Here is a 19,857-nt window from a genome sequence, read left to right as displayed (position 1 = left end):
GAGAATGCCGATGAACATGGAGAAGTTCACGGAGCGGTCTCGCGGTTTCCTTCAGGCCGCGCAGACGATCGCGATGCGCGAGGGTCATCAACGTGTGGTGCCCGAGCATCTTCTGAAGGCTTTGATGGATGACGATCAGGGGCTGTCCGCCAATCTGATCAAGCGCGCCGGCGGCGAGCCTGCCCGCGTGCTCGAAGCCGTCGATCTGGCGGTGTCGAAACTGCCGAAAGTGTCGGGCGGCGACGGGCAGGTCTATGTCGAGCAGAGCCTTGTGCGCGTGCTCGACGAGGCCGAGAAGATCGCCAAGAAAGCGGGCGACAGCTTCGTCCCGGTTGAACGTGTGCTGATGGCTCTGGCCATGGTGAACACGCGCGCCAAGGATGCGCTCGATGCGGGCGCTGTAACGGCGCAGAAACTCAACGCCGCGATCAACGATCTGCGCAAGGGCCGCACGGCGGATTCGGCCTCGGCCGAAGAGGGCTATGAGGCGCTCAAGAAATACGCGCGCGATCTGACCGAAGCTGCCGAGCAAGGCAAGATCGACCCGATCATCGGCCGTGATGACGAGATTCGGCGCACCATGCAGGTGCTGAGCCGTCGGACCAAGAACAACCCGGTTCTGATCGGTGAACCCGGCGTGGGTAAGACCGCGATCGCGGAAGGCCTTGCGCTGCGCATCATCGACGGGGACGTGCCGGAATCGCTGCGCGACAAGCGGCTCCTCGCGCTCGACATGGGCGCGCTGATCGCGGGTGCGAAATATCGCGGTGAATTCGAAGAGCGTCTGAAAGCGATCCTCAAGGAAATCGAGGCCGCTGCGGGTGAGATCATCCTTTTCATCGACGAGATGCACACGCTCGTGGGTGCTGGGAAATCCGATGGCGCGATGGATGCGGCGAACCTGATCAAACCGGCGCTGGCCCGTGGTGAGCTGCACTGCGTGGGGGCGACGACGCTTGATGAATACCGCAAGTATGTCGAGAAGGACGCGGCTCTGGCCCGGCGTTTCCAGCCCGTGATGGTGGAAGAGCCGACGGTCGAGGACACGATCTCGATCCTGCGCGGGATCAAGGAGAAATACGAACTCCACCACGGGGTGAAAATCTCCGACTCGGCGCTGGTCTCGGCTGCGACGCTCTCGCATCGCTACATCACCGACCGCTTCCTGCCCGACAAGGCGATCGACCTCGTGGACGAGGCCGCCTCGCGTCTGCGCATGGAAGTGGACAGCAAGCCCGAGGAGCTCGACGCGCTCGACCGTCAGATCCTGCAGATGCAGATCGAAGCGGAAGCTCTGAAGAAAGAGGACGACACCGCGTCGAAGGACCGTCTCGAGAAGCTCGAGAAGGAACTGGCCGATCTGCAGGATCGCGCTTCGGAAATGACTGCCAAGTGGCAGGCCGAGCGGGACAAGCTGGAGTCGGGGCGCAACCTCAAGGAGCAACTCGACAAGGCCCGGGCCGAGCTCGATCAAGCCAAGCGCGAAGGCAATCTCGCCCGCGCCGGTGAGCTGAGCTACGGCATCATCCCGAGCCTCGAGAAGCAGCTCGCCGCAGCCGATGAGGCCGAGGGCGAAGAGCTGATGGTCGAGGAATCGGTGCGTCCCGAGCAGATCGCCGAAGTGGTCGAACGCTGGACTGGCATTCCGACCTCCAAGATGCTGGAAGGCGAGCGCGAGAAGCTGCTGAAGATGGAAGACGAGCTGCACAAGCGCGTCGTCGGTCAGGATGCAGCGATCACCGCCGTGTCGAACGCGGTGCGCCGTGCGCGAGCGGGGCTGAACGACGAGAACCGCCCGCTGGGCTCGTTCCTCTTCCTCGGCCCGACCGGTGTGGGTAAGACCGAGCTGACCAAGGCCGTCGCGAATTACCTGTTCGACGACGATCAGGCGATGGTGCGGATCGACATGTCCGAGTTCATGGAGAAACACTCCGTGGCGCGGCTGATCGGTGCCCCTCCTGGCTATGTCGGCTATGACGAGGGTGGCGTTCTGACCGAAGCGGTCCGGCGGCGTCCCTATCAGGTCGTGCTGTTCGACGAGGTCGAGAAGGCGCACCCGGACGTGTTCAACGTGCTGCTGCAGGTGCTCGACGATGGTGTGCTGACCGATGGTCAGGGCCGCACGGTCGACTTCAAGCAGACGCTGATCGTGCTGACCTCGAACCTAGGCTCTCAGGCGCTCAGCCAGCTGCCGGAAGGCACGGATGCGGGCGAGGCCAAGCGTCAGGTGATGGATGCGGTGCGGGCGCATTTCCGCCCCGAATTCCTGAACCGTCTCGACGAGATGGTGATCTTCGATCGCCTGAACCGCGAGAACATGGACGGGATCGTGGAGATCCAGCTCAAGCGGCTGGAGAAACGTCTGGCACAGCGCAAGATCACGCTGGAGCTGGACGACTCGGCCCACAAGTGGCTCGCCGATGCGGGCTACGACCCGGTCTATGGCGCACGTCCGCTGAAGCGGGTGATCCAGCGTTCGCTGCAGGACCCGCTGGCCGAGGCGATCCTTGGCGGCGAGATCATGGATGGTGCGACGGTCGAAGTCACCGCGGGCCCGAACGGCCTGATCGTGGGCGGCCACAGCGCGCCTTTGGGGGGCACGAAGCCTGCCGACGGCGTGCCGCTGCACTAAGGCCATCTGAAAGCCGTTTGAGAGGGGCGGAGCGATCCGCCCCTTTTTCATCAGCGTCAGGGGCGCTGCCCCTCTTGGCTGCGCCAATTCACCCCGGGATATTTCCGCCAAGAGGAAGAAGGAGTATCTAGGGGATATTCCCCGGATCGAGTCCCCATGCCTGCCCTTTGCCGCCATTGCCTGAAGAGTTTTGACGAGGCGCCGAAGCGTTGCCCCGCCTGCGGCAAGGCGCGGATCGTGGCGCATCCGGAGCTGTTCGACCTGCCCATCGCGCATATCGATTGCGACAGTTTCTATGCCTCGGTCGAGAAGCGCGACAATCCCGAACTGTCTTCGCAGGCGGTGATCGTGGGCGGCGGCACGCGCGGGGTGGTGACGACCTGTTGCTACATCGCGCGAATCTCGGGCGTGCGCTCGGCCATGCCGATGTTTCAGGCGCGCAAGCTGTGCCCCGATGCGGTGATCATCAAGCCGCGGATGGAGCATTACGCCAGCGTCTCGCGCGAGATCCGGGCGAAGATGGTCGAGCTGACGCCGCTGATCGAACCGCTCTCGCTCGACGAGGCGTTTCTCGATCTGGGCGGAACGGAGCGGCTGCACCATGCGCCCCCGGCCCTCCTGATGGCGCGGCTCGCGCGGGAGATCGAGACGGAGATCGGGGTGTCGGCCTCGGTCGGTCTGTCGCATAACAAGTTCCTCGCCAAGATCGCCTCGGACCTCGACAAGCCGCGCGGGTTCTCGGTGATCGGGCGTGGCGATACGGAAGAGTTTCTCCGCGACAAGCCGGTGTCGATCCTTTGGGGCGTGGGGGCGGCGACGCGCTCGGCCCTGGGGCGGGCGGGCATCCGCACGCTCGCCGATATCCGCCGCGCGGGGCTGTCGCGGATGGAGGACCGTTTCGGCGCGTCGGGGCGGCGGCTGTTTGAGTTGGCCAGCGGCCAAGATGCGCGGCGCGTCTCTCCCGACTCGCCGATGAAATCGGTGTCGAACGAGACCACCTTCAACACCGATATCGCAGATCGCGAGGCGCTGATGGGCAAGCTGTGGCATCTGGCCGAGAAGGTCTCGGCCCGGATGAAGGCGCGCGATCTGGCCGGGCGAACGGTGACGCTGAAGCTCAAGAAGGCCGATTTCGCGACCGTGACCCGGCAGACCCGGCTGGAGGAGCCGAGCCAATTGGCCGACACGCTCTATCGCGCGGGCGAGACGCTGTTCGACAAGCTGCCGAAGGGCCAAGCCTACCGCTTGATCGGCATCGGATTTTCCGACCTCACGGCGGCCGATGGGCGCGATCCGGCGGGCGATCTGCTCGACCCTTACGCGGGCAAGCGCGCAACAGCGGAGCGGGCGAAAGATGCGATCCGGGCCCGATTCGGGGCGGATGCGATCCGCAACGGGCGCGGCTGGGACGGGGAGTGACTTACTCCGCCGCGTGACGCAGCGGATGTGCCCCGAGATCGGCGATCTGACGCGCCACCCGGCTCATCAGCGCCGCGAACGCATTGAAATTCTCGTTCGGCGCGATGCGGTGCTGATCCATGTAGAGGGCGCGGTCGATCTCGATCTGGATCGCGTGATATCCCTCGCGCGGATGCCCGTAGCGCTGGGTGATATAGGCCCCGGCAAAGGGGCTGTTGCGCGCCACGTTCAGCCCTTCGCCTTCGAAGATCAGTTCGATCTCGCGCACGATCTCCCGGTCGGCGCTGGTGCCGTAGCGATCGCCAAGCACGATCTCCGCACGGCGCGGGCCGGTCGTGGCCAGCGCCTCGGAGGGCATCGAATGCATATCGAGAAGAATTGCCTGCCCGAAAGCGCCATGCGCCTCGGCCATCAGCGCCTCGAGCTGCGCGTGATAGGGCCGCCAGACATGGTTGATCCGCGCCTCGGCCTCGATCATCGGGATCTTGCCGCGATAGATCGCCCGCGCACCGGACACCACACGTGGAATCACCCCGAGCCCGGCAGCGACACGCGGCCCCGGATGCGCCCGGTCCAGCCCGGCGATCAGCGCCGAATCAAGTTCGTCCTCTGCCCGGTTGAGATCGACCCAGGCCCTCGGATACTGCGCGCAGAGAAGCGGCGCGCCGAATCGCGGCACATCCGCCAGCAGCTCATCGACGAAAGCATCTTCGGAAGACCGCAGGCGCAGCATGTCCAGAACGGCCCGTTCCTGCAGGCTATGCGGGTATTGCGCACCGGAATGGGGCGAGGCGAAGACCGCAGCCGTCCGCAACGCCTTGGGGCGAACCAGCCGGAACGGCGGCAAAAGGGCTGGGCTGTCGGACATGAAACCTCTTATGATCGCCTAATATCTTACACTGGAACGCTTTCACGCCAAAACCCTCTTGAAAGCCGTTTCGACTCTTTATATAGACCCCCAGACCGACGCGACACCGCGCCTTTCGGTTCCCTTCGCGGCCTAGCCGCAAGCGCGAATCAAAGGCATCAAACGGGATCGCACGGGTGTGGGCGGTTAGCTCAGCGGTAGAGCACTACGTTGACATCGTAGTGGCCACTGGTTCGATCCCAGTACCGCCCACCATCTATTCACCGCCCCCGGCTTGCAAGCCCGGGGCATTCGTTTTTCAAGGCGCACCGCGCGCCGCGATACAGGAGAAGGCCGATGAAGGTCCGCAACTCGCTCCGCTCGCTCAAGCAGCGTCATCGCGATTGCCAGGTCGTGCGCCGCAAAGGCCGCGTCTACGTGATCAACAAGACGCAGAAGCGCTTCAAAGCCCGCCAGGGCTGAGGCAGCCGAGCCGAAACGAATAAAGGCCCCGCCAGGGATTTCCCGGCGCGGCCTTTTCCTTTGTTCAGCGATCTGAGGCTGATAGGGATCGGCGCTTAACGCGCGCCGATCGCCCCGGCCAGAAGCTGCGCCACGGTGGCCTGATCGAGATAGCCGGTCGCTTCCAGCCCGCCTGCGGTCTGATAGCGGCGAATCGCGCGGCGCGTATCTTTGTCGAAGACGCCGTCGACCTTGCCGGGCTTCAGGCCCATTTGGGCGAGGCGTTGCTCCACCAGCGATTTCGCGACGCCGGGCAGGTTGAGGGCGGCCTCTTTCGCGGCGGCCGCGTCCATCGCGTCGCTTTGCTGATTCTGTTGCTGCAGCTCAGCGATGCGTGCCTCGGCCTCAGCTTTGAAGGCCGGGTCGGAGCGGCTTGCCAGATAGTCACGGTAGCTGGCGATGGTGTCGGCTTTACGTGCGACGTCCCAATCGGCGCGATCGGCCGACTGCGCTTCATCGCGGCGGTCCGCTTCGATCTTGTCGAGGCGCTCCTGCGCGAGTTCCGCAAACAGCCCGTCGGGATATTTCTTGAGGTAGGCGCGCAGCCCGGCCTCATCACCCGCCTTGCCGGTCTGCTCCCAATAAGCGCGGTCTTCTTGATCAATCTTGGCCTGACGGGCCTCGGCCTCGGCCTTCAGCTCGGCGGCGCGTTTCTCGCCCTGCGCCGAGAGCGCAGTCAGCTGGGCGCGGGTCAGATAGCTGGTGTCGTCGAAGCCGTTGGCTTTCTGCCAGCGCGCGATCGCCCCGCGCGAGCCCGGCCCGAAGATACCATCGACACCTTTCGGGTCGAATTTCAGGATCGTCAGGTTCTGTTGCACCTCGCGCTTCTGATCGCGGCTGAGGTTCAGCGCCTCTTCCGTAGCCTTCGCTTGCCGTTGAGGCTCGTCGCGAAGCTGCTGGATACGCTGCTTCGCCTGAGCGGCATTCGTGCCGTTCGGATAGCGGTCGAGATAGAGCTGATAGGCGGTGATCGTGTCCTCGGAACGCGCCATGTCCCAATACGGGGCCGACGGGTCAGCCTCGGGGGTCTTCACCGGGGCGGGCTTCTTGCCCGACGGATCGGTGACCAGGATGAAATCACGCGGCATGTAGCCGCTCGCGCGCAGGTCTTCGGACTGCGCCGATTGCATCAGCGAGGCGCCCGGCTCGGTCAGGTTGCCCGACATGAGGCTGGCGACATCCTTCGGGCTGCCGCGCAGCACGGTCACGCCCTGCGGAATGTCGAGCGTCCCGATCCCCGGCTGGGTCAGGCCCTGGCCGTTGCCCTCATCGTCCGCAGCGCCGAGAAGCAGCACGGCGCGCCCCGGATGGGCGGCGAGCACGGTCATAACGGCCGACAGCGGCAGCGCCTCGCTCACCGCTTCGGGCAGCGAGGTGTCGCGGGCGTCGACCGGCAGATACCACGTCTCGCCGTCGGAATGGACAAAACGGCCCGAGAGCGCCACAACCAGCCGCTCGGCCTCGGGTGCGCGGGTAACGAAATCACGGAAGCGGGACCGGATCTCGGCCGCATCGGCGTCATCCTCGATCAGCACCGAGAAGCCCGCCGTCTGCAGCTTTGCTTCGCTATCGGTCAGGGCAGTGCCCGAGCGAAGATCGTCGATCCGTTGATAATCGGAATTTCCCAGCACCAGCGCCAGATCGGCGGCATGGGCGGGAAGGCCAAGCGCCGCGATTGCGGCACCTGTCAGAAGAAGTTTACGCATGGGTTCCTCCACTCTCTTTTCGGAGAAACCCCTCAGGTGCGCGCGCGGTTCCTCAGTCGTATTTGCGCTGGTCGTCGATGACCTTCCCATCATTGGGCAAAGAGCCGGGCGACACCAGTTCGATCACGCCCTTCATCTTCAGCGCCTCGCGGATACCACCGTCGAAGCGGGCGGGATCGTCTGCCTCGGTTTCGATCTGCACGGTCATTACGTCCATCTCGCCGTCGCGGGTCGCGATGACGCGGGCTTTTTGCACCTCTGCATGGGCCGAGACAAAGCTGGCGACCTGCTCGGGGCGCACGAACATGCCCTTGATCTTGGTCGTCTGATCGGCGCGCCCCATCCAGCCCTTGATGCGCATATTGGTGCGCCCGCAGGGGCTGACGCCTTCCATTACCGCCGAGAGATCGCCGGTCGCGAAGCGGATCAGCGGGTAATCGGGGTTGAGCGTGGTCACGACGACTTCACCAACCTCGCCGGGGGCCACCGGATCGCCAGTGCCGGGGCGGACGATCTCGACGATCACGCCCTCGTCCACGATCATCCCCTCCATCGCGGCGCTCTCATAAGCGATATTGCCCAGATCGGCGGTGGCGTAGCATTGCAGGCAGGAGATCCCGCGATCCGCATAATCCTGACGCAGAGACGGGAAGAGCGCGCCGCCCGACACGGTGGCCTTGGTGATTTTCAGCGCCTCGCCCATCTCTTCGGCCTTCTCGAGGATGATGCGCAGGTAATCGGGCGTGCCCGCGTAAGTGGTAGTGCCGATATCGACGGCGGCGCGGACCTGCAATTCGGTCTGGCCGGTGCCCGCAGGCAGAACGGCCGCGCCCACCGCACGCGCGGCATTCTCGAACATCATGCCCGCGGGGGTGAGGTGATAGCCGAAGCAGTTCTGCACGATATCGCCGGGACCGACGCCTGCGGCATGGACGAAACGCCCCAGCCGCCACCAGTTGTGGCTGGTATCGCCGGGCTCGTAGATCGGGCCGGGCGACTGGAAGATATGCGCGAAGGCATGGGCGGGTTTCGTGACCAGCCCACCGAAGGGCGGCGCGCCTTTCTGCGCGGACCCGAGGTCGGACTTGCGCAGCACCGGCAGCTTCGCGAGCGCCTCGCGCGAGGTGATCGCGCTCGGATCGACGCCTTGCAGATGCGCCGCGATCCCCGGAGCCTTCATCGCCGCGCCGATCAGAGCCGGCAGGCACTCCGCCAGAGAGGCGTCACGCGCGTCGGCGCTGCGGGTTTCCAATTCGTCGAAATGTTCGCGCATCTCTCGACCCTTTCCGTTCAGCGGACAAACCGCTCCTATTCCGCGCCCAAAACGCTGCGCAGCAATTCAATTGAATCAGTAAGTTACCGTTACGCCAGCCAGCGCTTGCGGCGGCGATAGCTGCGCACGTCGCGGAAGCTCTTACGGCCTTCGTCGGACATGCCGAGGTAGAATTCCTTCACGTCCGGGTTCTCGCGCAATTCCTTGGCGGGACCGTCCATCACGATGCGGCCGCTCTCGAGGATGTAGCCGTAATGGGCGTAGCGCAGCGCGACATTGGTGTTCTGCTCGGCCAGAAGGAAGGTCACGTCCTCGTTCTCGTTAACCGATTTCACGATCTCGAAGATCTGCTCCACCAGCTGCGGCGCGAGACCCATCGAGGGTTCATCCAGCAGGATCGTCTCGGGGCGGCTCATCAGCGCGCGACCCATCGCGACCATCTGCTGCTCCCCGCCCGAGGTATAGCCCGCCTGCGATTTGCGGCGTTCCTTGAGGCGCGGAAAGTAGTCGTAGACCATATCCAGATCGGCCTGGATCGCGGCACGCCCGTCCTTGCGGGTATAGGCGCCGGTCAGCAGGTTTTCCTCGACGGTCAGGTGTTCGAAGCAATGGCGTCCCTCCATCACCTGGATCACGCCCTTGCGGACCAGATCGGCGGGAGAGCCGTCCTGCACCCGTTCGCCGCGATAGGTGATCGAGCCTTTCGTCACCTCGCCGCGCTCGGATTTGAGCAGGTTGGAGATCGCCTTCAGCGTCGTCGTCTTGCCCGCGCCGTTGCCGCCCAGAAGCGCGGTGATCCCGCCCTTGGGCACGCTCAGGCTCACCCCTTTCAGCACGAGGATGACGTGATTGTAGATCACCTCGATATTGTTGACCTCGAGAAGGGTGTTATCGGTTTTCGAAGCGTCGAGCATGGTTCTCTCCGGGGCGTTGGGGTGGCCCCCGGCGGCGCGCGCCGGAGGCCGTTTTCGATCAGTTACACTGGTCGGTGATGTTGTTTTCCGAAGCGAAGGCTGCGGAATCTTCTTCGATCAGCGGGTTCAGCACGTCCTTGTCGGATTCGATCCAGTCAGAGGCTTCGTTCCACTTCTTCGCACCGGCATCCCACTGGAAGACTTTGGCGGAGCCGGGGCCCCCGTGGTTCTCGCAGCTCGCCTTGATCGGCTGGGCGAAGTTCGGCAGGCCGAGCTCTTCCAGACGGGCTTCGGTGAGGTCGAGGTTCTCGAAACCGTCGCGCACTTCAGCGGCGTTGACGTTCGACTTGCCGGCCATCTCCTGCGCCTTGCGGATCGCTTCCGAGATGATCATCGCCGCGTACATGCCGCGCGAATAGAGCATCGTGCCGACCTGATCGCCTGCGCCCGACGCCTTGCCGGCATCGACGACATATTGCTTGAGGTCCGCATAGACCGGGTAATCCATGCCGGTGCCGTGGAACGAGAGCGCCTTGTAGCCAGAGGCCTTGTCGCCTGCCGGAGCCACGTCGTTCTCCGAACCCGACCACCAGACGCCGATGAAGTGATCCATCGGGAAGCGGATGTTCACGGCTTCCTGGATGGCGACCTGGTTCATGACGCCCCAGCCCCACATCAGGACATAGTCGGGCTTGTCACGACGGATCTGCAGCCATTGCGACTTCTGCTCCTGACCGGGGTGGTCGACGGGCAGGGTCGAAAGCTCGAAACCGTGCTTCTTGGCCAGCTCTTCGAGCGTGCGGATCGGCTCCTTGCCATAGGCGGAGTTGTGATAGACCAGCGCGATTTTCTTACCGCTGATGTCGCCGCCTTCCTGATCAATGATGTGTTTGATCGCGACCGAGGCGCCATCCCAGTAGTTGGCCGGGAAGTTGAAGACCCACTTGAACACCTTGCCGTTCGCAGCCGAGGTGCGGCCGTAGCCCGGGGTGTAGAGCGTGATGCCGTCAGCGGTGACCTTCGGGATCAGCTGATAGGTGATGCCGGTCGAGAGCGGGTTATAGGCCAGCGCGCCTTCACCCTTGGTCGACTCGTAGCATTCCACGCCCTTCTCGGTGTTGTAGGCGGTTTCGCATTCGGGGGTCGCAACCATCTCGCCGCCGATGCCGCCGTCACGCTCGTTGAGCAGGGTGAAATAGTCGTTGAAGCCATCGGCGTAGGGGATGCCGTTCGCGGCATAGGGCCCGGTGCGATAGCTGAGGTTCGGCACCACCAGTTCGGCGAAAGCCGGGGCCGTGGTCAGCGTCATCGCCGCCGCGACCAGTGCGGTTAGGGTCTTCTTCATTCGGTTCTCCTCCCAGAATGTTCGAGTGTTGCGCCGGGCGTGTCCCGGTTCTTTGTGTTGGGCGGCCCGGCCGTCAGTGCGGGAAGGGCCAAAGCCGGAGTTTTTCTTTCGCGACGCGCCAGAGCTGCGCGAGGCCATGCGGTTCCGCGATCAGGAAGGCCACGATCAGCCCGCCCACGATCATCAGCTCGATATGCGCGGCAAGGTCCGTGGGCCAACCGAGCGTGCCGACGAGCACGTTCTTGAGGAAGACCGGCAGCAGCACGAGGAAGGCAGCGCCCGCAAACGAGCCGAAGATCGAGCCCAGACCGCCGATGATCACCATGAAGAGGATCAGGAAGGACTTCTGGATGCCGAAGGCTTCGCCCACTTCCGCCGCGCCCAGATAGACCGCGAAGAACAGCGCGCCGGCGATGCCGATGAAGAAGGAGCTGACCGCAAAGGCCGACAGTTTCGTCGTCAGCGGATTCACCCCGATGATCTCGGCGGCGATATCCATGTCGCGGATCGCCATCCATTTGCGCCCCACCGTGCCGCGCGTCAGGTTACGCGCGACCAGCGCCACCAGCGTCAGCATCACGAGGCAGAACATGTATTTCGCCATCGCCGAGGTCTGCGCGCCGGTCACGAAGACGCCGAAGACGGTGCGCTCGGGCGCGTTGATCTGACCCGAGGCCGAGTAGTTGTAGAACCACGGCACCTTGTTGAAGAGCCAGACGAGGAAGAACTGCGCCGCCAGCGTCGCCACCGCGAGGTAGAAGCCCTTGATGCGCAAGCTCGGCAGGCCGAAGATCACGCCGACGGCGGCGGTGATGAACCCCGCGATGATGACGTGGAAGAAGATGTTGATGTCGGGGAAGGCCGTCATCAGCTTGTAGACGGCATAAGCGCCCACAGCCATGAAGCCCCCGGTACCAAGGCTGACCTGCCCGGCATAGCCCACGAGGATGTTCAGCCCGATCGCCGCGATGGCGTAGATCAGGAAGGGCACCGCGACCGCGTTTGCCCAGTAGTCGTTGATGAACAGCGGAACGATCCCGAAGGCGACCACCAGCACCGCGTAATAGCGCAGCCGGTCGAACTTGATCGGAAAGGTCTGACTGTCCTCCCGGTAGGATGTCTTGAAATCACCTGCTTCGCGGTAAAACATCAGCCTCTCCCTTTCGTCAGGGAGAGCGCGTCGTCTCCCGTCAGCAGTTGCCGCGCCGGATCCTCACCCAGGCCCAGAGCCCGGCTCCCGCCCCCAAGGCGGCCAGCACGATATTCAGTGTTTGCAAGGTGGTCGGTTCTTCCGGCGGCGCGGCCAGCGCGATCCATCCGAATGCCAGCGCGGCTCCCCAGCCAATCGTGAACACGGTTGCACAGGTCTTCATCGGTAACGGTCCTCCCAATGATCGTCACATCAGCGCGACGACACTGGGCTCCCCTCCCCTTGACGCCACGACATGTGGCAGCTTGTCGCACCCCCGCGGCTCGATCAAGGAATTTTTCACCGTGGCGTGAAGGCGTCGTGATCATCGCTCAGACCCTCTCGATTATCTTCTCGCCGAACAGGCCCTGCGGCCGGAACACGAGGAAGACGAGCGCGAGGACATAGGCGAACCAGTTCTCGGTCGCGCCGCCAAGGAAGGGCGCCCCGATCAGCAGTTCGAACAGCTTCTCGCCCACACCGATGATCAGACCGCCTACGATGGCGCCCGGGATCGAGGTGAAGCCGCCCAGCATCAGCACCGGAAGCGCCTTGAGCGCGATCAGCGACAGCGAGAACTGCACGCCCGATTTCGAGCCCCACATGATGCCCGCGACCAGCGCCACGAAGCCCGCGATCGACCAGACAAGGATCCAGATGAAGCGCAGCGAGATCCCGACCGACAGCGCGGCCTGGTGATCATCGGCGACCGCGCGCAGTGCCCGACCCTGCTTGGAGTATTGCGAGAACACGGTCAGCGCCGACACCAGCAGCACCGCGACGATCGCCGCCACGATATCGAGATTGTCGATGAAGAAGCCGTAGCCGAACATGTTGAAGGTGACGGTATCGATGGTCTCGTTGATGCCCTGCGGCAGCCCCACATCGAGCGTCTTGATGTCAGAGCCCCACATCACGTCCCCGAAGCCTTCGAGGAAATAGGCCATCCCGATCGTCGCCATGAAGAGGATGATCGGCGCCTGGTTCACCAGATGCTTGAGCACCACTTTCTCGATGATGATCGCGAGCACGACCATCACGGCCGCCGCCAGCAGGATCGCGACGATTGCCGGAACCTCCCACGGGAAATTCGTGTAGTGATTGCCCGTCATCGCGTTGATGAGATGGGCGAAGGGCACTTGCCCCTTCTGGATGCCGACCAGCGTCAGCGCGGCAAAGAGCGCGAGCACGCCCTGCGCGTAGTTGAAGATACCAGAGGCTTTGAAGATCAACACGAAGCCCAGCGCCACGAGCGCATAGAGCACCCCTGCCATCAGGCCGTTCAGCGTCACCTCGGCGGCATAGAGAACGATATCAGGCATGACGCGCCTCCGATGTCTGAATTGCGATGCGGATGGTCTCAGTCATGGGCCACCCCCAGATAGGCGTCGATCACGTCTTGATTGCTGCGCACCTCGTCGGGCGTGCCGTCACCGATCTTCTTGCCGTAATCCATCACGACGACCCGGTCGGAGAGGTCCATCACGACGCCCATATCGTGTTCGATCAGGACGATGGTGGTGCCGAATTCGTCGTTCACGTCGAGGATGAAGCGGCTCATGTCCTCTTTCTCTTCGACGTTCATCCCCGCCATCGGCTCGTCGAGCAGAAGGATCTTCGGCTCGGCGGCCAATGCGCGCGCCAGCTCCACCCGCTTCTTCAGGCCGTAGGGCAGACGTCCCACCGGTGTTTTCCGGATATTCTGGATCTCAAGAAAGTCGATGATCTTCTCGACCTTCTCGCGATTCTCGTGCTCCTCGGCGGCAGCTCCCGTCCACCACCAGCCCGCCTGCGACATGAGACCCTTCTTCATATGGGTCAGCCGCCCGGTCATGATGTTGTCGAGCACCGACATGCCGTCGAACAACGCGATGTTCTGGAAGGTGCGCGCGATGCCGAGGCGCGCGACCTGATAAGGTTTCATCGGCCCGCGCTTGATGCCCTTGTAGAACACCTCGCCCTCGGTCGGGATATAGAAGCCCGAGATGACGTTCAGCATCGAGGATTTTCCCGCGCCGTTCGGCCCGATGATCGCGCGGATCTCGCCCTCGCGGATGTCGAAGGAGATATCCTTGATCGCCACCACCCCGCCGAAGCGCAGCGTGATGTTCTTCATCTCCATGATGACCCCGCCGATCTGGCGGCCGTCGGCGGTGACGTAACCTTCGTTCATGTCTTTCATTCCGCCGCCTCCGCCATCTGTTTCGGGGCCACGACCTTCGCGTCGGCGATCTTCAGCGTCGCCTTGATCGAGCCTTTGCGCCCGTCCTCGTAGGTCACTTCCGTTTCGGTGTAGATCTCGTCACGCCCGTCGTAGAGCGCCGCGATGAGGTCGGCGAATTTCTCACCGATCACGTTGCGGCGGACCTTGCGGGTGCGGGTCATCTCGCCGTCATCGGCGTCGAGTTCCTTGTGCAGGATCAGGAAGCGATGGACCTGACAGCCCGAGAGCATCGGGTCTTCGGCGATGCTTTCATTCACCTCTTCGACATGCTCGCGGATCATCTCATAGACGCGCGGATGGCTCGCAAGCTCCTGATAGGAGGCGTAAGAGATGTTGTTGCGCTCGGCCCAGTTGCCGACCGCGGTGAGGTCGATGTTGATGAAGGCCGTGCACCGGTCCTTGCCCGCGCCGAACACCACCGCCTCGAGGATCGAGGGGTAGAATTTCAGCTTGTTCTCGACATATTTCGGCGCGAACAGGCGACCGTCGGCCATCTTGCCCACGTCCTTCGCGCGGTCGATGATCCGCAGATGCCCGGTGTCTTCCTCGAAGAAGCCCGCATCGCCCGTCGCGACCCAGCCTTCCGGGTCCTTGGTCGAGGCCGTGCTCTCAGCGTTCTTGTAATACTCCACGAAGGTGCCGGGGCTGCGATAGAAGACTTCGCCATTGTCGGCGATCTTCACCTCGACGCCCGGAGACGGCACGCCCACCGTATCGGCGCGCACTTCGCCATCGGGCTGCTGGGTGATGAAGACCGAAGCCTCGGTCTGACCGTAGAGCTGCTTCAGGTTGATCCCGAGCGAGCGGTAGAAGGAGAAGATCTCCGGCCCGATCGCCTCGCCCGCCGTGTAGCCCACGCGGATGCGCGAGAAGCCCAGCGTGTTCTTGAGCGGGCCATAGACGAAGAAATTGCCCAGCGCATAGGACATCCGCTTGCCGAAGCTGACGGGCTTGCCGTCGAGAATGTCGGGGCCGACTTCGCGCGCGACCTTCATGTAGTGGTCGAACAGCTTCTTCTTCAGCTTGCCCGCATCTTCCATGCGGATCATCACCGAGGTCAGCTGGTTCTCGAAGACCCGCGGCGGCGCAAAGAAATAGGTCGGCCCGATCTCGCGCAGGTCGATCATCATCGTCTCGGGGCTTTCCGGGCAGTTCACGGTGAAGCCCGACCAATAGGCCTGCCCGATCGAGAAGATAAAATCGCCCACCCATGCCATCGGCAGGTAGGCCAGAACCTCGTCATTATGGTTCAGGTGGTCGAATTCCGAAGACGCCTTGGCGGTCTCGATGATGTTGCGGTTCGACAGGACAACGCCCTTCGGCTTGCCCGTCGTGCCCGAGGTGTAGAGCATCACGCAGGTGCTGTCATAGGTCAGCTCGGCGATACGCTTGTCCAGCTCGGCCTCGTAGCGCGAATGGCCCGCGCGGCCCTCGGCCTGCACGTCCTCCAGCGCGTTCATACGCGAATGGTCGTATTTCCGCATGCCGCGCTTGTCGGTGTAGGTGACATGGGTGATCGCGTGGATGCGGTCTTCGATCTCGACGATCTTGTCGACCTGTTCCTGATCGCCGCAGACGACGAAACGCGCCCCGCAATGCTCCATCACATAGGCCATCTCGTCGGCCGCCGCGTCCTGATAGAGCGGCACCGGAATCGCGCCGCACATCTGCGCCGCGACCATCGACCAGTAATGCATGGGGCGGTTGCGCCCGATGATGGCGATATAATCGCCCCGTTCCACGCCGAGGCTCAGGAAGCCCAGCGCCATCGCGCGGATTTCCTCGGCCGCTTCGGCCCAGCTCCAGCTCTGCCAGATCCCGAATTCCTTTTCGCGATAGGCGGGGTAGCCACCATATCGGGCCACGTTCCGCGCCAAAAGCGCAGGAATCGATTGGGCAGATTCCTGCCCCTTCGCGACTGCGTCAGCCAAATTTTCCTCCCTCGTGCCGGTATGTCCGGCGTCCCTCGACCGCCCCGGGCGCTCCTCCGCGCACAGTTCGGCATGGCTCGACAGTCCATGTCAAAGTTTTCGTGATCTTTTCGTGATTGTAACGAATTCTTACGACCTCGCGTCGCCGCGAAACACGCTTTGCCGCGCCGCCCGCCAGTGGTAGCAAAAGCCAAGGAGCGGGAGGGGTGAGGTGAGCGAAACAAGCCGCGAGCGGCTGACACAGGCGGGGCTGAACCTGATCGGACAGGCGCTGTCGATCTTCGACAGCGATCTGCGGCTCGCCGTGTCGAACCGCCAATATCAGCTGATGTTCGACCTGCCCGACACGCTGACCCAGCCCGGCACCACCTTCGAGGACACGATTCGCTTCCTCGTGACGCGGGGCGAATATGGCGAGGTCGACGATATCGAGGCCGCCGTCCGCGAGCGTGTCGAGACCGCCCGCGCCTTCGAGGCCCATTACATGGAGCGCCAGCGGGCGAACGGGCGCACGATCTCGGTCGAAGGCGCGCCGCTGCCCGAAGGCGGCTGGGTCACGGTCTATACCGATATCACGCCGGTGAAGCGGCAAGAGGCGCTGTTGCGTGCGCGGTCCGAGGAATTGTCAGACCAGCTGCTCGACCATGCCGAGGCGCTGGCGGCGGCGAACCGGGAACTGGCCGCGACCAACATGGCGCTGGAGGAAACCTCGCGCCAGCTGGCGATCACCGAGGCCCGCACCCGGCAGGTGACCGAGATGATGCCCGCCCATATCGCGCGCGTCGATCGCAACCTGATCTACACCTTTTCCAACCGGCGCCTGTCGACCGTGATGCCCGGCTCGCTCGCCAATGCGGTCGGCCACCACGCGAGCGAGGCGCTCGGCCCCGAGACCTATCGCAAGATCACCCCCGGGTTTCGGCGCGCGCTGGCGGGCGAGGCGAGCGTCGTCGAGATCACCCATGACCCGTCGGGCCGGCGCATCCGCGTCGCGCTGACCCCCGACCTTGCCAGCAAGAACGAGGTGAGCGGGGTCTATATCCTCTCCACCGACGTCACGCATGAGGCGCAGGCCCGCGCAGCACTCGCGCAATCCGCGAAGCGCGAATTGGCAGCACAGCTCTCCTCGGGGCTCGCGCATGACTTCGCCAATCTCCTGACCATCATCCTCGGTCTGCAGGGGCGGCTCGAACGGATGGAGGGGCTGCCCGCCGACGCGCAGGACGCGATCCGGGCGACCCTTGGCGCGGCCCGGCGCGGCGGCACGCTTCTCGACCGGATCGCCGCGATCTCCGGCCCGCGCGAGTTGCGCCCGCAGGCGGTGGTGCTGGACGATCTCTTCGACGATCTCGCCGCGATGGCGGGGCCGACCCTTCATGATCCGGTGACGCTCGATTTCGACAATAGCGATCTGAAAGACCCGATCCTGCTCGATCCCGGCCCGTTGCAGGACAGCCTGCTGAACCTGATCCTGAACGCCAATCACGCGATGCGCGCCGAGGGCGGCACGATCCGGATCGAGGCCCGCGCGGTGCGCGATACGTGGGTCGAGATCGCCGTGACCGATCAGGGCGGCGGGTTCTCGGAAGAGGCGCTCGAACATGCGCTTGATCCGTTCTTCACGACCAAGGGCAATGAGGGTTCCGGGCTTGGCCTGTCGATGGTCTATGACCAAACCAAGCTCGCGGGCGGCACGCTGCGGCTGGCCAATACCGAGGACGGCGCGCGCGTCACGATGCGCCTGCCACTGAAACCGGCCGCGCGCCAGGCTGAGCCGATGATGGTGCTCTTGGTCGAGGATGACGAGGACATTCGCGCCAGCACCCGAGACATGCTGCGCGCGATGGATCACACGGTCGTCGAGGCGGGCACGATCGCCGAGGCCGAGGCCCTGCTGAACCTGCCCGATATCGCGCTGGTTCTGTCGGATATCCAGCTGCCCGGAACGCGCAGCGGGGTGGATCTTGCCCGCGAAATCCGCAATCAGGTTCCCATGATCCTGATGACCTCGCTGCCGCCGGGCGATGCGCTGCGCGCGCAGGCTCCCTGCCCGGTCCTTCAGAAACCCTTTACCGCCGCGCAGCTTGCGGCGCTGCTTGCGGGAGTGCCTCGATGAGTGCCGACCATCCCCTTGTCGCGATCCTCGACGACGAGCCCGAAATCCGCCGGATGCTTTCCGACGCGCTCGAAGAGGCCGGGTTCCGCACGACCTGCTACGGCCGCGCGACCGAGTTCGAAGCCGGGCTGAAGCGCTCCTCCCCCGATGTCTGCCTCGTCGATCTGGGCCTGCCCGATCGCGACGGGCTGGCGCTGGTGCATCGGCTGGCGCTGGAGTCGGGGGCCGCGATCATCATCATCTCGGGCCGCGCGCAGGTGCAGGACCGCGTGACGGGGCTGGAGCTTGGCGCGGATGATTACATCATCAAGCCCTTCGATCCGGCCGAGGTCGTGGCCCGCATCCGTGCGCGCCTGCGCAAGGGACGCAGCGAGGGCCCGGCGCAGGCGCAGACCGCCCATTTCGCAGGCTGGACCGCACATTTCGACCGCTACCTTCTGGTGGCGGAGGACGGGGCCGAAACCTCTTTCTCCCATGCCGAAGGCGAAGTGCTGCGGCTGTTTCTGGAAAGCCCGAACCGGCTGATCACCCGCGCGCAGATGCAGGAAAGCTTGGGCGGTGCGGCAGGCGAGAGCTTCGACCGGGCGATGGATGTGCGGATTTCGCGGCTGCGCACGAAGCTGGGCGAAGATCCGAAAAACCCGCGCCTTATCAAGACCATCTACGGCGCAGGCTATATCTTCCTGGGCGAGGTCCGCTGGAGCTGACGACACCGCCTCTAGCGCGGGCATCAAAGCGTTAACCTCTTTTCGCTGGCCAAAACTGCCCCGCTCTGATTCACTTCACGAAATCGGGATACAGGGGCACTGCCATGCTCAATCTCCTTCTTCACACGCCGACGTCGCGACGGTTCTATCGCGTGGAAGTCTCCGACAACCTGTTCGGAGAATATACCGTGTTGCGCGAATGGGGCCTGCAGGGCCAGACCGGGGCGTCCTGTCTGCGGTGGTTTTCCAACCTGCGCGACGCGGTCCATGCGGCGGAGCGGTTTCGCCGCCGGGCGCAGCGCCGCGGCTATGCGCTGAGCGAAGCGGGCGCGGGCGAAGCGCAGGCCTGAGCCCTACTCACTCGTCGGAGTTCTCGGCCTTCGCCACCGCAGCGCGTTCCTCGCGCTTGATCTTCGCCCGCATCTTTTCCAGCCGCGACTTGAGCTTGCTGCGGCGGCGGTTCTGATAGGCCGTGATGATCGGCAGGGACACGTAGTAGCAAATCGTCGCCGCGATCACGCCGGGACCGATCCCGCCGATCAGATAGGGCAGCCAGACATCGGTGAAGAACCGCTCCAGCCCGCTCCATTCCGCATGCTCGGGGGTGAACATCGCCCAGAAGTTATGCAGCAGATCGTGGCTCGCCGCCTGAAAGGTCTGCAGCAGGCTTTCCGGTTCCCCGCCATGATCGAGCCGGTCGCCGAGGATCTTGTGGCCCAGTTTCGTCGAGAAGACCGCTATGATCGGGAAGGTGACTGGGTTGCCGAAGAAGGTGGCGAGGATCGCGGCGAGGATATTGCCGCGCATGATCCAGGCCACGGCCGCAGCGCTGACGAAGTGAAATCCGAAAAGCGGCGTGAACGAGACCAGGACCCCGGCCCAGACGCCGCGCGCGATCCGGTGAGGTCGGTCGGGAAGCCGGTTGACCCGGTGCTTGACGTACTGGAAAGCGCGGGACCAGCCCGAACGCGGCCAGATTGCCTCGCGCAGGTTGGCCAGAAGCCCCCGTTTTTCGCGTCGTCTGAAGACCAC

General features: G+C 64.1%; 17 protein-coding genes and 1 tRNA gene. 7 read left to right on the top strand and 11 right to left on the bottom strand.

Going from position 1 to position 19,857, the window contains the following annotated elements:
• The first annotated feature begins 10 nt into the window (after positions 1–10).
• A complete protein-coding gene (clpB, locus tag AKL02_RS01305; protein ID WP_083076222.1) occupies positions 11–2,632 on the top strand; it encodes an ATP-dependent chaperone ClpB in 2,622 nt (873 codons plus the stop codon).
• A 156-nt stretch (positions 2,633–2,788) separates the two neighbouring features.
• Positions 2,789–4,051, top strand: a complete 1,263-nt coding sequence (locus AKL02_RS01300; RefSeq protein WP_083076224.1) for a DNA polymerase IV — start codon at positions 2,789–2,791, stop codon at positions 4,049–4,051.
• Between the two features lies 1 nt (position 4,052).
• On the opposite strand, the gene AKL02_RS01295 is transcribed toward AKL02_RS01300, so the two are convergent.
• Positions 4,053–4,919, bottom strand: coding sequence for an N-formylglutamate amidohydrolase (locus AKL02_RS01295; protein ID WP_108722330.1), 867 nt, complete (start codon positions 4,917–4,919; stop codon positions 4,053–4,055).
• A 180-nt stretch (positions 4,920–5,099) separates the two neighbouring features.
• On the opposite strand from AKL02_RS01295, the gene AKL02_RS01290 reads away from it, so the two are divergent.
• Together AKL02_RS01290 and ykgO are read left to right on the top strand one after the other, a co-directional pair.
• Positions 5,100–5,174, top strand: a tRNA-Val gene (locus AKL02_RS01290).
• Positions 5,175–5,255: 81 nt separating this feature from the next.
• Positions 5,256–5,381, top strand: coding sequence for a type B 50S ribosomal protein L36 (gene ykgO, locus AKL02_RS01285; protein ID WP_038074920.1), 126 nt, complete (start codon positions 5,256–5,258; stop codon positions 5,379–5,381).
• Positions 5,382–5,476: 95 nt separating this feature from the next.
• On the opposite strand, the gene AKL02_RS01280 is transcribed toward ykgO, so the two are convergent.
• From AKL02_RS01280 to AKL02_RS01240, 9 genes are all read right to left on the bottom strand, one after another.
• Entirely contained in the window at positions 5,477–7,126 is a 1,650-nt protein-coding gene (locus tag AKL02_RS01280) for a peptidoglycan-binding domain-containing protein (RefSeq protein ID WP_165756940.1), read from the bottom strand.
• A gap of 52 nt (positions 7,127–7,178) precedes the next feature.
• Entirely contained in the window at positions 7,179–8,399 is a 1,221-nt protein-coding gene (locus AKL02_RS01275; RefSeq protein WP_083076228.1) for a phenylacetate--CoA ligase family protein, read from the bottom strand.
• Positions 8,400–8,488: 89 nt separating this feature from the next.
• Positions 8,489–9,313 carry an ABC transporter ATP-binding protein gene (locus AKL02_RS01270; RefSeq protein ID WP_083076230.1) on the bottom strand — a complete coding sequence of 275 codons (825 nt, stop codon included), beginning with the start codon at positions 9,311–9,313 and terminating at the stop codon, positions 8,489–8,491.
• Positions 9,314–9,371: 58 nt separating this feature from the next.
• The gene (locus tag AKL02_RS01265) at positions 9,372–10,658 is read right to left on the bottom strand and encodes an ABC transporter substrate-binding protein (RefSeq protein ID WP_078522367.1); all 1,287 of its coding nucleotides are present in this window, start codon (positions 10,656–10,658) and stop codon (positions 9,372–9,374) included.
• A gap of 73 nt (positions 10,659–10,731) precedes the next feature.
• Positions 10,732–11,808: a branched-chain amino acid ABC transporter permease gene (locus AKL02_RS01260; RefSeq protein WP_078541718.1), complete on the bottom strand. Its 1,077-nt coding sequence runs from the start codon at positions 11,806–11,808 to the stop codon at positions 10,732–10,734.
• Positions 11,809–11,848: 40 nt separating this feature from the next.
• Complete coding sequence (locus AKL02_RS01255) at positions 11,849–12,031, bottom strand: hypothetical protein (RefSeq protein ID WP_078541717.1); 183 nt, start codon at positions 12,029–12,031, stop codon at positions 11,849–11,851.
• Between the two features lie 148 nt (positions 12,032–12,179).
• Positions 12,180–13,169 carry a branched-chain amino acid ABC transporter permease gene (locus tag AKL02_RS01250; protein WP_078550810.1) on the bottom strand — a complete coding sequence of 330 codons (990 nt, stop codon included), beginning with the start codon at positions 13,167–13,169 and terminating at the stop codon, positions 12,180–12,182.
• Between the two features lie 38 nt (positions 13,170–13,207).
• Positions 13,208–14,029, bottom strand: a complete 822-nt coding sequence (locus AKL02_RS01245; protein WP_078522363.1) for an ABC transporter ATP-binding protein — start codon at positions 14,027–14,029, stop codon at positions 13,208–13,210.
• Positions 14,026–16,002, bottom strand: a complete 1,977-nt coding sequence (locus AKL02_RS01240) for a long-chain fatty acid--CoA ligase (RefSeq protein WP_083076232.1) — start codon at positions 16,000–16,002, stop codon at positions 14,026–14,028. The genes AKL02_RS01245 and AKL02_RS01240 overlap by 4 nt, the downstream gene beginning before the upstream one ends.
• 211 nt (positions 16,003–16,213) lie before the next feature.
• Between AKL02_RS01240 and AKL02_RS01235 the strand changes: the two genes are divergently transcribed.
• The 3 genes from AKL02_RS01235 to AKL02_RS01225 all read left to right on the top strand — a co-directional run bounded on the left by AKL02_RS01235 (position 16,214) and on the right by AKL02_RS01225 (position 19,175).
• Positions 16,214–18,118, top strand: coding sequence for a hybrid sensor histidine kinase/response regulator (locus AKL02_RS01235; protein ID WP_083076234.1), 1,905 nt, complete (start codon positions 16,214–16,216; stop codon positions 18,116–18,118).
• The gene (locus AKL02_RS01230; protein WP_078541712.1) at positions 18,115–18,825 is read left to right on the top strand and encodes a response regulator transcription factor; all 711 of its coding nucleotides are present in this window, start codon (positions 18,115–18,117) and stop codon (positions 18,823–18,825) included. The genes AKL02_RS01235 and AKL02_RS01230 overlap by 4 nt, the downstream gene beginning before the upstream one ends.
• Before the next feature lie 104 nt (positions 18,826–18,929).
• Positions 18,930–19,175 carry a WGR domain-containing protein gene (locus AKL02_RS01225; protein WP_078541711.1) on the top strand — a complete coding sequence of 82 codons (246 nt, stop codon included), beginning with the start codon at positions 18,930–18,932 and terminating at the stop codon, positions 19,173–19,175.
• Between the two features lie 7 nt (positions 19,176–19,182).
• On the opposite strand, the gene AKL02_RS01220 is transcribed toward AKL02_RS01225, so the two are convergent.
• The gene (locus AKL02_RS01220) at positions 19,183–19,857 is read right to left on the bottom strand and encodes a DUF2062 domain-containing protein (protein WP_083076236.1); all 675 of its coding nucleotides are present in this window, start codon (positions 19,855–19,857) and stop codon (positions 19,183–19,185) included.

Source organism: Thioclava electrotropha, assembly GCF_002085925.2.
GTDB classification, from domain to species: Bacteria; Pseudomonadota; Alphaproteobacteria; order Rhodobacterales; family Rhodobacteraceae; genus Thioclava; species Thioclava electrotropha.
The sequence above is the reverse complement of the archived record's forward strand: the minus strand, read 5'-3'. Positions and strand labels throughout refer to the sequence as shown.

Excerpts from the sequence above, each read along its gene's own strand:
- clpB (WP_083076222.1), top strand. The coding sequence starts at position 11 with ATGAACATGGAGAAGTTCACGGAGCGGTCTCGCGGTTTCCTTCAGGCC.
- AKL02_RS01300 (WP_083076224.1), top strand. The coding sequence starts at position 2,789 with ATGCCTGCCCTTTGCCGCCATTGCCTGAAGAGTTTTGACGAGGCGCCG.
- AKL02_RS01295 (WP_108722330.1), bottom strand. The coding sequence starts at position 4,919 with ATGTCCGACAGCCCAGCCCTTTTGCCGCCGTTCCGGCTGGTTCGCCCC.
- ykgO (WP_038074920.1), top strand. The coding sequence starts at position 5,256 with ATGAAGGTCCGCAACTCGCTCCGCTCGCTCAAGCAGCGTCATCGCGAT.
- AKL02_RS01280 (WP_165756940.1), bottom strand. The coding sequence starts at position 7,126 with ATGCGTAAACTTCTTCTGACAGGTGCCGCAATCGCGGCGCTTGGCCTT.
- AKL02_RS01275 (WP_083076228.1), bottom strand. The coding sequence starts at position 8,399 with ATGCGCGAACATTTCGACGAATTGGAAACCCGCAGCGCCGACGCGCGT.
- AKL02_RS01270 (WP_083076230.1), bottom strand. The coding sequence starts at position 9,313 with ATGCTCGACGCTTCGAAAACCGATAACACCCTTCTCGAGGTCAACAAT.
- AKL02_RS01265 (WP_078522367.1), bottom strand. The coding sequence starts at position 10,658 with ATGAAGAAGACCCTAACCGCACTGGTCGCGGCGGCGATGACGCTGACC.
- AKL02_RS01260 (WP_078541718.1), bottom strand. The coding sequence starts at position 11,808 with ATGTTTTACCGCGAAGCAGGTGATTTCAAGACATCCTACCGGGAGGAC.
- AKL02_RS01255 (WP_078541717.1), bottom strand. The coding sequence starts at position 12,031 with ATGAAGACCTGTGCAACCGTGTTCACGATTGGCTGGGGAGCCGCGCTG.
- AKL02_RS01250 (WP_078550810.1), bottom strand. The coding sequence starts at position 13,169 with ATGCCTGATATCGTTCTCTATGCCGCCGAGGTGACGCTGAACGGCCTG.
- AKL02_RS01245 (WP_078522363.1), bottom strand. The coding sequence starts at position 14,029 with ATGAAAGACATGAACGAAGGTTACGTCACCGCCGACGGCCGCCAGATC.
- AKL02_RS01230 (WP_078541712.1), top strand. The coding sequence starts at position 18,115 with ATGAGTGCCGACCATCCCCTTGTCGCGATCCTCGACGACGAGCCCGAA.
- AKL02_RS01225 (WP_078541711.1), top strand. The coding sequence starts at position 18,930 with ATGCTCAATCTCCTTCTTCACACGCCGACGTCGCGACGGTTCTATCGC.